Source organism: Haloarcula salinisoli (genome assembly GCF_019599405.1).
GTDB classification, from domain to species: Archaea; Halobacteriota; Halobacteria; order Halobacteriales; family Haloarculaceae; genus Haloarcula; species Haloarcula salinisoli.
In genome coordinates this window covers 931,729-943,714 of the sequence record NZ_RKLQ01000002.1, presented here as the reverse complement: position 1 = coordinate 943,714, position 11,986 = coordinate 931,729, and the positions used below count along the sequence as shown (strand labels likewise).

Genomic DNA, 11,986 nt, shown 5'->3' with positions numbered 1-11,986 from the left:
GTCACTCTCCCTGGGTTCGGTCACCCGTCTCTGTGGCCACGTCGTCCGAGATTCGGTCGCGCGCCGCAGTCTTCAGTCGGTCGGCGTCCTGTCCCTCGAACGCGTCACCGACGGCCGCTCGAACGCCTTCGATAGGGTCGTCGTCGACGGGAAAGAGAGCGACGTGACTCGGCAATTCGACGATACGGTACTGCTCGCCGAACCGCTCGCGGACCTCCTTCGGGAGGTAGAGCCGGCCCCGTTCGTCGAGCGATTTGGACATACCGAAATGTGGGTGGGAAGATGATAAAATGTTCCCACTAAATTCGACTCGTACCGGTCGCTACTCGCCCTCCCGCACCGCCTCCAGCGACCAGAAGAAGCCGAAGTAGGCCACGACGCCACCCAGCAGCGTCAGGTAGTAGAGCCACTCGGGCCCGCCGGGAAGCAGGTCGAAGACGACGGTGACGACGGTCACCCACGCCAGCGCGAAGACGAAGTCGACGACCATCCCCCCGCGGTGCTCGTCGACGTGCTCGCCGACGGTTTCGAGCAGCCGTTTGCCTGAACTCATAGCCATCTCTCAGTCCTCGCGCTGCTCGTCGACGACGAGCACCGGGAGGTGCGTCGAGCGCAGGACGCGCTCGGTGACGCTGCCGAGCAGGGCCCGGCGGACGCCGGAGCGGCCGTGGCTCCCGATCACGACGAGGTCGATGTCGTTGCTGTCGGCGTAGGTGGTGATGATCTTGTGGGGCGTGCCGCCCCGGACCGCTTCGACGACCTCGATGTCCTTTTCGCGGGCCGCGTCGGCGACGACCCCCGTCGCCTCGGCGGCGTCGGCTTCCAGCTCGTCCATCTCGCCGATGTTCCCCTGTCTGATACGGTCGAGTTGCTCGGACCCGAGGCTGTAGGCGAGCCAGTCGGGGTCGACGACGTACAGCGCGTGCACCGTCGCCCCGTACTTCGCGGCGAGGTCCACCGCGTGCTCGACTGCGACGTTCGCCGTTTTGCTTCCGTCCGTCGGGATGAGGATGTTCTCGTACATGGTTAGTCGTCCGCAGGGGTATCGCCGCCGCTGGACACGATATCCTCGGCGGACTGTTGCTGGCCCATCGGTTCCGGGCTGTGACACTGTCGGACCATCTTCTTGGTCTCCAGTGGCGGCTCGGGCGTCGCCAGCGAGACGGCGATAGTGACCAGGAAGACCAGCGGCGTCCCGACCAGCGCGGCGCCGATGGGCGGGACGTACTGGGCGTATATCGGGATGAGCGCGCCGCCTTCACCGGCGATGTCGGCAAGGGCGGGAACGTAGGCTGGCAGGACGCTGTTGATAATCGACGTTATCCACAGCAGGAGGCCGACGGTCATCCCGGCCAGGGCGCCCTGCCGATTCGTGTTCTCCCACCAGAGCCCGAGGAAGAACATCGGGAAGAGGACGGTCCCGGCCAGCGAGAAGGCGTAGGCGACGAGTTCGCCGATGAGCGCCGGCGGGTTAAAGGCGGTCACCGTGACCAGGGCGCCGATGCCGACGATGGTCGCGCGCCCGATGAGCACCTGCTGGCGCTGGGTCGCGTCGGGGTTGATGAGCTCGGCGTAGATGTCGTGTGCGACCGCCGACGAGGCCGTGATGAACAGGCCCGCGGTCGTCGCGATGGCCGCGGCCATCGCGCCTGCAGCGACGAGCCCGACGAACCACGTCGGGAGGTCGGCAAACTGCGCGGCGAGCACGACGATGACGTCACCTTCCGCGCCGGACATCGCTTGCCCGCCGGTGAAGACGGCTTCCGGCGAGATGTTGTTGACCGCCGCGAACAGGTCGACGCCGAAGGCGGCCATCGCGGGTGCGGCCCAGTACAGCAGGAGAATGAAGAACAGTCCCCAGACGGTCGACCAGCGGGCGGTCCGCTCGCTCTTGACCGTGTAGAACCGCACGAGGACGTGCGGGAGGCCACAGGTCCCGAAGATGAGCGAAAAGGCCGTCGCCACCCAGAGGTAGTAGCTGTTCCCACCGATGAACGGTTCGGTGAACTGTCGGCTGAGTTCGCTGATCAACGCACCGTACTCTATCTGTGGCAGGACCGTCGAGTACCCGCCCGTGAAGCCGACGGCGTAGACGCCCGCGAGGAACGCGACGATGAGGATGACGTACTGGACGGCCATGTTCTTGGTCGCGCCCAGCATCCCCGAGAGCGCGAGGTAGCCGACGGTGATGGTCATCATGACGACGATCATCGGGATGATGTCGAGGCCGAAGACGTACTGGCCGACCAGCCCCATCCCGCGGGCCTGGCCCACGGAGTAGACGTATGCGATGAGCAGCGTGGTGAAGGCCGCCAGCGCCCGTGCCGTCGGTGAGTTGAACCGGTCCGCGACGAAGTCTGGCGCGGTGTACTTCCCGAACCGGCGCATCTGTGCCGCGAGGAAGATGAGCAAGACGAAGTAGCCGGTCGTCCAGCCGACGATGAACGCGAGGCCGTAGAAGCCGGCCAGCGCGACCAGTCCGGCCAGTCCGAGATACGACGCCGCGGACATCCAGTTGGCGCCGATGGCCATCCCGTTCTCGATGTTGCCGATGCCCCGTCCGGCGACCCACATCCCCTCGGTGTCGGCCACTTTGAAGACGTAGCCGATGACCAGGAAGGAGGCCATCATCAGGAAGACGATGATAGCCGGCAGCAGTTTGAACGAGATGTCCAGCGCCTCGGCCTGCAGGGGTATCGTCATCGCTGGCCCCCGTCGGAACGGGGTTCCGACGAAGCTCGCCTCGTTTCACTCGGCTCGCCACCGTCTGACCGCTGGTCAGACGAGGCTCGCGACCCTTCGGGTCGCTCACCCCCGTCCGTGGCGGCGGCCTCACCGGAGTCGTCCGACTCCGGAGCGCCAGCGCCGGGCTCGCTGTGGTCGATACCGTACTTGTCGTCGAGCTTGTCTCGCTGGCGGGCGTAGATGGCCGCCAGGATGAGCGCGCCCGTCGGCGCACCGAAGCCGACGAGGAAGTAGTGCCACGGGAAGCCAAGCACCGGCATCGTCGTGGTCATCACCTCAGGGGCGATGGCCGTCAGGGTCACCGGCCCGAAGACGATGAGCGCCCAGGCGACGAAGCCGACCCAGACGATTCTGAGGTGGTCACGCATGTACGGCGTGGACGGCTTCAGCAAGTTCACCTCCTCGTCGAGATAGTCCGTGTTCCGATGGCGCTGTGCGGCCTCTGTCATTCCACCGTCGGAACGTGGTTCCGACGAGGCTCGTCTCGCGCCGCTCGACTCACCACCATCAGAGCGAGCGTCCGATGTGGATCGCCTCGTTTCATTTGACCCGTTACTGTCGACTGCGGCAGTGTCGTCGTCCGCCGCTTCGTGATTGTGTTTGTCAGGCATGGTTGGGTTCGTCTCTCTCCCCCACCGTGCTCCCCTGTGTTCGAGAATCGGTTCACCGGGGCCGACGGCGCCATGACCCGGTGGCGCCGCCCGGGCGTCCCCGCCCGGACACCCGTTAGTCGCCGCTCATTTTCGACTGAATGTCACTGACCACGTCGGGGTTGCGCAGCGTGCTGGTGTCGCCCAGCTCTTCGCCGTTGGCGATCTCCTCCAGCAGTCGGCGCATTATCTTCCCCGAGCGGGTCTTCGGGAGTTCGGGCGTGAAGATGATAGCCTCCGGCCGCGCGATGGGGCCGATGGCGTCCTCGACACCCTCGACGATTCGCTCTTTCAGCGCCTCGGTCTCCTCGGTGCCGTCCTCGGTGATGACGTAGGCGTAGACGGCCTCGCCCTTGATCTCGTGGTCCCCGCCGACGACGGCCGCCTCCGCGACGCCCTCGACGCCGACGATGGCGCTCTCTATCTCCATCGTGCCCAGGCGGTGGCCCGAGACGTTGAGCACGTCGTCGACACGCCCGAGGACGGTGATGTAGCCGCCCTCGTCGATTTTGGCCCCGTCCTCGGGGAAGTACACCCACTCGTCGCGGTCGGGGTTGGAGTACTCCCGCCAGTACTCGTCGACGAAGCGCTCGTCGTTCTTGTACAGGGTCCGGAGCATCCCGGGCCAGGGCTGGTTCACGACCAGATAGCCGGCTTTTCCGGCACCGACGGGGTCGCCGCTCACGTCGACCACGTCGGCGCTGATACCCGGCAGCGGCGGCCCCGCTGTCCCGGGTTTCATCTCCCCGATGGCCGGCAGCGTCGTCAGCATCATCCCGCCGGTCTCGGTCTGCCACCAGGTGTCGACCACGGGGCAGGACTCCTTGCCGATGTGTTTGTAGTACCACTTCCAGGCGCGGGGGTTGATTGGCTCCCCGACGGTGCCCAGCAGGCGCAGGCTGGAGAGGTCGTGACTGTCGGGATACTCCTTGCCCCACTTCATGAACGCGCGGATGGCGGTGGGGGCGGTGTAGAGCTGGGTCACGTCGTACTCATCGACGATTTCCCAGAGCCGGTCTTTCTCGGGGTAGTCCGGCGTCCCCTCGTACATCACCGTCGTCGTCCCCAGCGCCAGCGGCCCATAGACGATGTAGGAGTGGCCGGTAATCCAGCCGATGTCGGCCGAACACCAGTAGGTGTCGTCGGGCTTGACGTCCAGTACCGCGTGGCTGGTCCAGGCCGCATACGAGAGGTAGCCCCCGGTCGTGTGTTTGACGCCCTTGGGCTGGCCGGTCGTCCCCGAGGTGTACATGAGAAAGAGCATGTCCTCGGCGTCACGGGTGACCGGCTCGACGGTCGCGCCGGCGTGTTCGCCGACGAGCTCGTCGTAATCGTGTTCCCCGTCTTTCATCGGGTGGTCGTAGTCGTCGTCTAGCCGGTCGACGACGACGGTCTCGACGTCGTGGCCCACGTCCTCGAGCCCCTCGTTTGCCTTCTCCTTGTGGGGCAGCGGGTCACCGCGGCGGTAGTAGCCGTCACACGTCACGAGATACTCGGAGTCGGCCGATTCCATCCGGGTCGCGAGCGCGTCCGCGGAGAAGCCCGCGAAGACGACCGAATGGGGGGCGCCGATGCGGGCACACGCCAGCATGGCGACCGGGAGCTCCGGAATCATCGGCATGTACATCGTGACCACGTCGTCCTCCTCGACGCCGAGGTCCCGCAGCGCGGCGGCGAACTCGTTGACTTCGCGGTGGAGTTCGCTGTAGCTGTAGGTGCGTTTCTCGCCGAGTTCGCCGATCCACTCGATGGCGGCCGCCTCGCCCCGGTCGTCGAGATGCCGGTCGAGACAGTTCTCTGAGGCGTTCAGCTTCCCGTCTGTGAACCACTCGTAGAACGGGGCGTCGCTGTCGTCCAGCACCTGGTCCCACTCGGACTCCCAGTCGAGTAGGTCGGCCGCCCGCTCCCAGGCGTCGGGGCCTTCTTCTTCGAACTCGTCGTAGATAGCAGGGTCGGCGACGTTGGCCTGCTCGACGAACGACTCCGGTGGCTCGAAGACGTCCTGTTCTTCGAGTCGTGCTTCAAGTTGGACCTCCTCGTCTGACATGGTCTATCATAGACAATTACGGGCGTTGTTCATAAACGGCGGGGTCGGTCACCCCTGGTAGGAACTGCCTACGTCTCCCCAGTATCGTACTGCGGTGTCCGGAACGGGGCACCAATGGTCAGCGTCGACTATCGGCGCGAATCCGGCGTCCCGACCGGCCTGTTCTCAGTATCGACACTCGCGGCGCAACCTATTTGCGCCGGCCTCGATAACGACGCCACAGAGCGGCCCATGAGCGACACAGAGAAGAAAATCGCCGACATGCAGGGCCAGTACCTGCAGGCGGTCTCGCAGGGCCAGCGGCTCACCGACGCCGAGTGGCAGAACTGCCGCATCATCCTCACGACCGAACGCATCGCGCTCATCGCCGACAGCAAGCGACAGGTCGCGCTGACCGACATCGACCGCATCGCCGACCGGTTCGACGTGAACCAGCAGAGCGCCGGCGTCTCCGAGTACGTGGCGCTTCACGTCGGCGAGGACGTCCTGCTGGTCTCGGCGTCGGACCACGAGGCCTTCGAGACGGACTTCTACCGGGCGAGCCTCGATGGCGCGGTCATCCTCGTCCAGCACCCCGCGGTGAAAGGTGGCGTCGTCCAGAGCAACGAGTGGACGAAGGGCCGACTGAAGATATCGGACGAAGCAGTCAGGCTTGCGATGGCCGACGGCCAGGCCGTCGACATCGACCGGGCCGACATCGGCGACCTGACCGTCGAGGACAAACAGGTCTCCGGGGAGGAACGGACGGTCATCCAGGTCGAACACAGCCAGGACGACATCAGCGTCGAGAGCCACCTCGCCGGCGAGGAGTTCCACGCCACCGTCCTCCGGACGATGTTAGAGGACAGCGCCGAGCAGAACCGCGCCGACCTGGACCTCTCCTCGACGGAGAAACGCGTCATCATGGCGCTGCACTCGGGGGTCTCACCCTTCGACATCCCCAACTTCGTCGGCATCGACGTCGAGAAGACCGAGGCGATATTCGACCGCCTCATCGAACTCGACGTCATCAGCGTCCTGCGCGAGCGGACCGAGGTGTCGCTGACGACGAAGGGACGGCGGGTTGCTGGGGACCGGATGGGAGAGCAGTAGCGAGGTCGGCGCGTGGCGCCGACCTCGAAGCGAAGCGGGGACCGAAGGGAACCGCAGAGGTATAGCGAGGTAGTGAGCGTAGCGAACTACCTCGAGGCGCAACGGCGAACGGAGTGGGCCGGAGCCCAAAAGTCAGACATCGAACGGTGGGATGGCCCTGAAGAGACACTCTTACTGTCCGTTCTCCGCTCCGCTCGCAATTTTTGTGGCATTAGCCCCGCCATATTCAAATCCCTGCTGGCAGTGATACGTGTATGGACATCGATACGGCGGTGGTGCTCGCCGCTGGCGAGGGGACTAGACTGCGGCCGCTGACCCGGAATCGGCCGAAACCGATGCTGCCCGCTGGGAACCGTCCGATTCTCGAACACGTCTTCGACGCGCTGGTCGAGGCGGGTGTCGAGGAGCTGGTCGCGGTCGTCGGCTACAAGCGCGACCGCGTGCAGGACCACTTCGGGCCGACCTATCGTGACGTGCCGGTCACCTACGTCACACAGCGCAAGCAACTGGGCAGTGGACACGCGCTCTTGCAGGCGAGCGAGGCCGTCGACGAGTCGGTGCTCGTGCTCAACGGCGACCGGCTTATCGACGCGGGGACGGTGTCGGCCGTCGCCGACAGCTTCGCCGAGACGGGCGACCCGTCGCTGGCGGTCGTCGAGCGACAGGATACGAGCCGGTACGGGGCCGTCGAGATGCACGGCGACGAAATTGCCGACCTCGTCGAGAAACCCCGCACCGACGACTACCGGCTCATCAACGCCGGCGTCTACGCCTTCTCGGCGGACATCTTCACTGCTATCGAGGAGACGTCGCGACAGGAGGGCGAGCTGGCACTGACGGACACCCTGGAGCGTATCATCGAGCGCGACCGGGTCCGCGGCGTCGAGGTCGACGGGATGTGGGTCGACGCCACCTACCCGTGGGACCTGCTGACCGTGGCTCGTGAGGTCCTCTCGCGGGGCCGTGTCGTCGAGGCGGCCCGCAGTGACGGCGTCTGGATCGCCGATTCGGCACGGGTCCACCACGAGGCCGTCCTCCAGGCGCCGGTCGTCGTCGGCCAGGACTGTGAGGTCGGGCCCGACGCCGTCATCGGCCCGAACACGGCGCTTGGCAGCAACGTCACCGTCGGCTCGAACGCCGTCGTCCAGGACAGCGTCATCGACGCGGACACGCGCATCGACCCCGGGTCGACGCTCATGGACACTGTCACCGGGCAGGACGTCCACCTCGGGGCGAGTACGGTGGTCCCCGCCGGTCCGGCCGACGTCCAGGTCGGGACGAACATCTTCGAGGAGCAGCGCCTGGGCGCGGTCATCGCCGACCGGGCCCGAGCTCGCGGGAACGTCAGCTTCACGCCGGGGTCGCTGGTCGGCCCGAAGGCCCACCTCGACGTGGGCGTGACCGTGCGTGGCAACGTCGAGGAGGGCGCGGAGGTGACTCGCTGATGTGTGGCATCATCGGCTGTGTCGGCCGCGGCTCCGAGACGCTCGACACGCTGGTGCATGGCCTCTCGAAGCTGGAGTACCGGGGCTACGATTCGGCCGGCGTGGCGATGGCCGACGAGCGTGTGTCGCTGTGCAAGAAATCGGGGAAGATCGAGGACCTACGGGACGCCCTGGAGAGCGCCACGCTGTCCGGCTCGGTCGGTATCGGCCACACCCGCTGGAGCACCCACGGGCCGCCGACCGACGCGAACTCCCATCCTCACCAGGACTGCCAGGGTGACGTCGCCGTCGTCCACAACGGCATCATCGAGAACTACCAGAGTCTGCGCGACGAACTCGTCGCCGCCGGCCACACGTTCACCTCCGATACGGACACCGAAGTCGTCCCCCACCTCATCGAGGACGCACTGGCCGAGGGTGCCGAGCCCGAAGCGGCGTTCCGCCAGGCCATCGCCCGGCTGGAGGGGAGCTACGCTATCGCGGCCGTCGTCGCCGGCACCGAGGCCATCTTCGCAGCCCGGCACGACTCCCCGCTCGTCCTGGGGCTGGACGACGGCGCGACGTACCTCGCCAGCGACGTCCCCGCGTTCCGCGATTTCACCGACCAGGTCGTCTACCTCGCCGACGGCGAGTTCGCCCGGCTCGACGACGCTGGCTGGGAAGTCACCGACTCGGACGGTGTCAGCGTCGAGAAAGACGTCGATACCATCGAGTGGGACCCCGAGGAGACCGGCAAGAGCGGCTACGACCACTACATGATAAAGGAGATTCACGAACAGCCCCGCGCCCTGCGGCAGTGCCTGCGCGAGCGCGTCGACGAGATGGCCGGCACCGTCGACCTCGATGATCTAGGAGACCTCTCGCCGACCGGCGTCCAGTTCGTCGCCTGTGGCACCTCCTATCACGCCGCGCTGTACGGCGCTCACCTGTTCCGCGAGGCCGGTATCCCGGCCCAGGCGTTCCTCGCCAGCGAGTTCGCCACATCGGTGCCGCCCATCGGCGACGCCCTGGTCATCGGCGTCACCCAGAGCGGCGAGACGGCCGACACGCTCTCGGCGCTGCGGGCCGCTCAGAAACGCGGTGCCCGCACGCTCGTGGTCACCAACACGGTCGGCTCGACGGCCGCCCGCGAGTGCGACCACGCCTTCTACATCCGTGCCGGCCCGGAGATCGGCGTCGCCGCGAGCAAGACCTTCTCCTCGCAGCTGGCCGCGCTGAACCTGCTCACGCTGGGGATGACCAACTCCGACGACGCCCGCGAGGTCATCAACGCCCTGCGGGAACTCCCCGGGGACCTCCAGCGCATCCTCGACGAGTCACGCGCCGAGGACGTCGCCGAGATGTACGCCGACGCCGGCGCGTACTTCTTCATCGGCCGCGGACTCCAGTTCCCAGTCGCACTGGAGGGCGCCCTGAAGATGAAAGAGATAACCTACAAACACGCCGAGGGCTTTGCCGCCGGCGAGCTCAAACACGGCCCGCTGGCACTCGTCACCTCGGAGACGCCCGTCTTCACCGTGGTCATCGGCGACGACGAGAAAGCCCGCAAGACTGTGGGCAACGTCAAGGAGGTGGAAGCTCGTGACGCGCCGGTGGTCGCGATTACCGACGGCCAGACCGACGTCCACCGGTACGCCGACCACGTGCTGGAGATTCCCGAGACCCACGAGCGCGCCGCGGCGGTGCTCGCGAACGCCCACCTGCAGCTGCTGTCCTATCACACCGCGGCGAAGCTCGGGCGCAACATCGACAAGCCGCGGAATCTGGCGAAAAGTGTGACGGTGGAGTAAGCGAGACGTCGACTGAAAGGAGTGAGGGTCTCCGGACGAACGAAGGGGGCCTCGAAGCGAGTGGTGGAACGCGAGTGGCCCATCGCTCGCGGTCCGTTCGATTCTACTGATACTCAAAAATACCTGTTCTGAGGAGTGTGTACGCACTCACTTTTCCGAGAGACACACCTTACACCGAGTGAATAGCGAGATTTTGACCGGGGGTGTCATAGGTCAATACCAGAGTGAATTGTAAATGTCCCTCAGTTATTGACGATATCTTGCACGTGTTCCAAATGGTCTCAATAGGCAGTAGAGGCCTTCTATTTAGTCGAGTCGGCTTCTGAAAATCACACGAACTGCGATTGCTCTCCGCAGAGACACACCCCATACCGAGTGAAAAGCATGTGCTCAATGGATTCTGTGCTAGCCGCGTATTTCTCTGCTAGTGTATTTGAGTCTCCCATAGAGCAGACTGCTCTTCCTGTCTATTCTCAGCCACGTATAGGGCCACAAAGAATCAAATAGTGTCCTCAGAGACAGCTGTCAAGGCGTTACTCTACTGAGGGACACACCTCACACCGAGTGAACGACTGACCTGTTGAAACGATAGTCGAACGTCCAGCACCACACAGAGCGAACTGACTCTGTATCGAACTAGTCTCCGTTTGATTGTCTCAGTGCCCGAGTCACAATTTCGGGGTCTCGCAAGAGGCGGTGTTCCAGATAGCTCCCTTCGCTTTGCCCGCCCCCTGTATGATTAGACTCAGTCACTCCAAGGAACGACTGCTCCTTGAGAAGCCGATAGACCCGGTCCTCTGATAGGGGATCCGCCCCCTCACGTTCAGCGAGTTTTACGTATAGCGTGTATATCCGATGCGTTCGAAAAACCTCTTCTGCTGGATTATCTGCGGTGAGCAGCGCCAGCGCATGGAGTATGTGTTTTACGTGCGGCGTCGTTCCTTCAATCAGCTTCTCAAACCGATTTATCTCTGCTTGCTGGACCGCATCGTTGACGTGTTCTATCGTCACCGTCTCCGTATCCTGCTTTTCCGCTAATCGGCCCGCTTCATACAGTGTGTCGATTGCTTTCCGTGCGTCACCGTGCTCTTTTGCGGAAAGTGCGGCGATTTTTGGTATGACATCCTCATCTAGTACGTCTGGCTCAAACGCGTCCGTTCGATTCAGGAGAATTTCCCGAAGCTGCCCGGCATCATATGGATCAAAGACTAGTTCATTATCCTGAAGGCTGGAATCGATGCGCTCGTTCAACCGTTCACGGAACTCGATCTTGTTGCTGATACAGATTGCACCGATATGCGTGCTGGCTTTTCCACTCTCCCGTGCTCGGGAAAGACTCCTGAGAAGCTCGTCATCGTCTAATTTATCGATTTCGTCGAGGATAACGACAAAAGCGTCCACACTGTAGTTCTCGAGAAGGTCCCACGTGATATCTCGATAATCAGCTGCGGCGATTCCAATCCGCGGAATGTCTATATTCGCATCGAGATTGTTCGCGAGACCACGGGCCATTTCACGGCTTGCCTTCGCTTCTGTCTGATAATCAGAACAGTCCACATAGGCGTACTGAAATACGACTTCGTTTGTTCGTGCCTCTCTGTGACCCTCTCGCGTGACACACCTGGTAACGAGTGACTTTCCTGTTCCAGTCTTGCCATACACGATTGTCGTTTCTGGCGGGCCACCCATCGTCGCTGGTCCTAACGCTTGGCCAATTGCGTTCACTTCTTGGTCACGACCCACAACACGATCCAGTTTCGGGACGTGGCCGATACGTACCAGTTCCCGATTAGCAAAAATAGACCCTGTTTTAAATATGTCGTCGAAGTCGCCAGATTCGGTCATATCGTATTTAAACACAGCAACCAATACACTATAAAGTTACTGACCTCACACCGAGTGAATTACTGAAGAAAGCCTAAAAGTCTAATATTGGGGCGTTTCACTTACATTTATATATAATATACCACATTCTGACACACGACACACCGAGTGACAGTCTGCATCACTTGGTGGAGCCCTGTTACTCCAAACGGTGCATTTCTGACACGAGAGCTCTATGTTTCACTCGTTACGGGGTGTGTCTGTCGCTTGTGACTGAGGCGTTTCAACTCCTGTTTTCGCACTTCACTCGGTACGAGGTGTGTCTCTATATGCACATGGCTACTGACGCAATTGGGTGGATACAGTCCGGAAAAACGCCCAGCGTAGCTCTAG

The 11,986-nt window shown here is 63.4% G+C and carries 10 protein-coding genes; 3 read left to right on the top strand and 7 right to left on the bottom strand.

Annotation, left to right across the window (positions count from 1 at the left end; genetic code table 11):
• Position 1: 1 nt before the first annotated feature.
• From EGD98_RS14015 to acs, 6 genes are all read right to left on the bottom strand, one after another.
• Positions 2-262, bottom strand: coding sequence for an AbrB/MazE/SpoVT family DNA-binding domain-containing protein (locus EGD98_RS14015; RefSeq protein ID WP_220588984.1), 261 nt, complete (start codon positions 260-262; stop codon positions 2-4).
• 60 nt (positions 263-322) lie between these two features.
• Positions 323-553 (bottom strand): DUF8119 family protein, encoded by a 231-nt coding sequence (locus tag EGD98_RS14010; RefSeq protein ID WP_220588983.1) that lies wholly within the window; start codon positions 551-553, stop codon positions 323-325.
• A gap of 9 nt (positions 554-562) precedes the next feature.
• Positions 563-1,024, bottom strand: a complete 462-nt coding sequence (locus tag EGD98_RS14005; protein ID WP_220588982.1) for a universal stress protein — start codon at positions 1,022-1,024, stop codon at positions 563-565.
• 2 nt (positions 1,025-1,026) lie between these two features.
• Positions 1,027-2,703 carry a VC_2705 family sodium/solute symporter gene (locus EGD98_RS14000; protein WP_220588981.1) on the bottom strand — a complete coding sequence of 559 codons (1,677 nt, stop codon included), beginning with the start codon at positions 2,701-2,703 and terminating at the stop codon, positions 1,027-1,029.
• Positions 2,700-3,194: a DUF4212 domain-containing protein gene (locus tag EGD98_RS13995; RefSeq protein ID WP_220588980.1), complete on the bottom strand. Its 495-nt coding sequence runs from the start codon at positions 3,192-3,194 to the stop codon at positions 2,700-2,702. The genes EGD98_RS14000 and EGD98_RS13995 overlap by 4 nt, the downstream gene beginning before the upstream one ends.
• A gap of 277 nt (positions 3,195-3,471) precedes the next feature.
• Entirely contained in the window at positions 3,472-5,442 is a 1,971-nt protein-coding gene (gene acs / locus EGD98_RS13990) for an acetate--CoA ligase (RefSeq protein ID WP_220588979.1), read from the bottom strand.
• Positions 5,443-5,673: 231 nt separating this feature from the next.
• On the opposite strand from acs, the gene EGD98_RS13985 reads away from it, so the two are divergent.
• The 3 genes from EGD98_RS13985 (at position 5,674) to glmS (ending at position 9,769) form a co-directional block, all read left to right on the top strand.
• Positions 5,674-6,534, top strand: a complete 861-nt coding sequence (locus tag EGD98_RS13985; RefSeq protein WP_220588978.1) for a CheF family chemotaxis protein — start codon at positions 5,674-5,676, stop codon at positions 6,532-6,534.
• Between the two features lie 254 nt (positions 6,535-6,788).
• Positions 6,789-7,979 carry a bifunctional sugar-1-phosphate nucleotidylyltransferase/acetyltransferase gene (gene glmU / locus EGD98_RS13980; protein WP_220588977.1) on the top strand — a complete coding sequence of 397 codons (1,191 nt, stop codon included), beginning with the start codon at positions 6,789-6,791 and terminating at the stop codon, positions 7,977-7,979.
• Positions 7,979-9,769 carry a glutamine--fructose-6-phosphate transaminase (isomerizing) gene (glmS, locus tag EGD98_RS13975; RefSeq protein ID WP_220588976.1) on the top strand — a complete coding sequence of 597 codons (1,791 nt, stop codon included), beginning with the start codon at positions 7,979-7,981 and terminating at the stop codon, positions 9,767-9,769. The genes glmU and glmS overlap by 1 nt, the downstream gene beginning before the upstream one ends.
• A gap of 636 nt (positions 9,770-10,405) precedes the next feature.
• On the opposite strand, the gene EGD98_RS13970 is transcribed toward glmS, so the two are convergent.
• Positions 10,406-11,614 carry a Cdc6/Cdc18 family protein gene (locus tag EGD98_RS13970; RefSeq protein ID WP_220588975.1) on the bottom strand — a complete coding sequence of 403 codons (1,209 nt, stop codon included), beginning with the start codon at positions 11,612-11,614 and terminating at the stop codon, positions 10,406-10,408.
• Positions 11,615-11,986: the final 372 nt, after the last annotated feature.

Bases quoted from the DNA above. Each gene is read 5' to 3' on its own strand.
- EGD98_RS13995 (WP_220588980.1), bottom strand. From the start codon at position 3,194: ATGACAGAGGCCGCACAGCGCCATCGGAACACGGACTATCTCGACGAG.
- glmS (WP_220588976.1), top strand. From the start codon at position 7,979: ATGTGTGGCATCATCGGCTGTGTCGGCCGCGGCTCCGAGACGCTCGAC.
- EGD98_RS14015 (WP_220588984.1), bottom strand. From the start codon at position 262: ATGTCCAAATCGCTCGACGAACGGGGCCGGCTCTACCTCCCGAAGGAG.
- EGD98_RS13985 (WP_220588978.1), top strand. From the start codon at position 5,674: ATGAGCGACACAGAGAAGAAAATCGCCGACATGCAGGGCCAGTACCTG.
- EGD98_RS14005 (WP_220588982.1), bottom strand. From the start codon at position 1,024: ATGTACGAGAACATCCTCATCCCGACGGACGGAAGCAAAACGGCGAAC.
- EGD98_RS14010 (WP_220588983.1), bottom strand. From the start codon at position 553: ATGAGTTCAGGCAAACGGCTGCTCGAAACCGTCGGCGAGCACGTCGAC.
- acs (WP_220588979.1), bottom strand. From the start codon at position 5,442: ATGTCAGACGAGGAGGTCCAACTTGAAGCACGACTCGAAGAACAGGAC.
- EGD98_RS14000 (WP_220588981.1), bottom strand. From the start codon at position 2,703: ATGACGATACCCCTGCAGGCCGAGGCGCTGGACATCTCGTTCAAACTG.
- glmU (WP_220588977.1), top strand. From the start codon at position 6,789: ATGGACATCGATACGGCGGTGGTGCTCGCCGCTGGCGAGGGGACTAGA.
- EGD98_RS13970 (WP_220588975.1), bottom strand. From the start codon at position 11,614: ATGACCGAATCTGGCGACTTCGACGACATATTTAAAACAGGGTCTATT.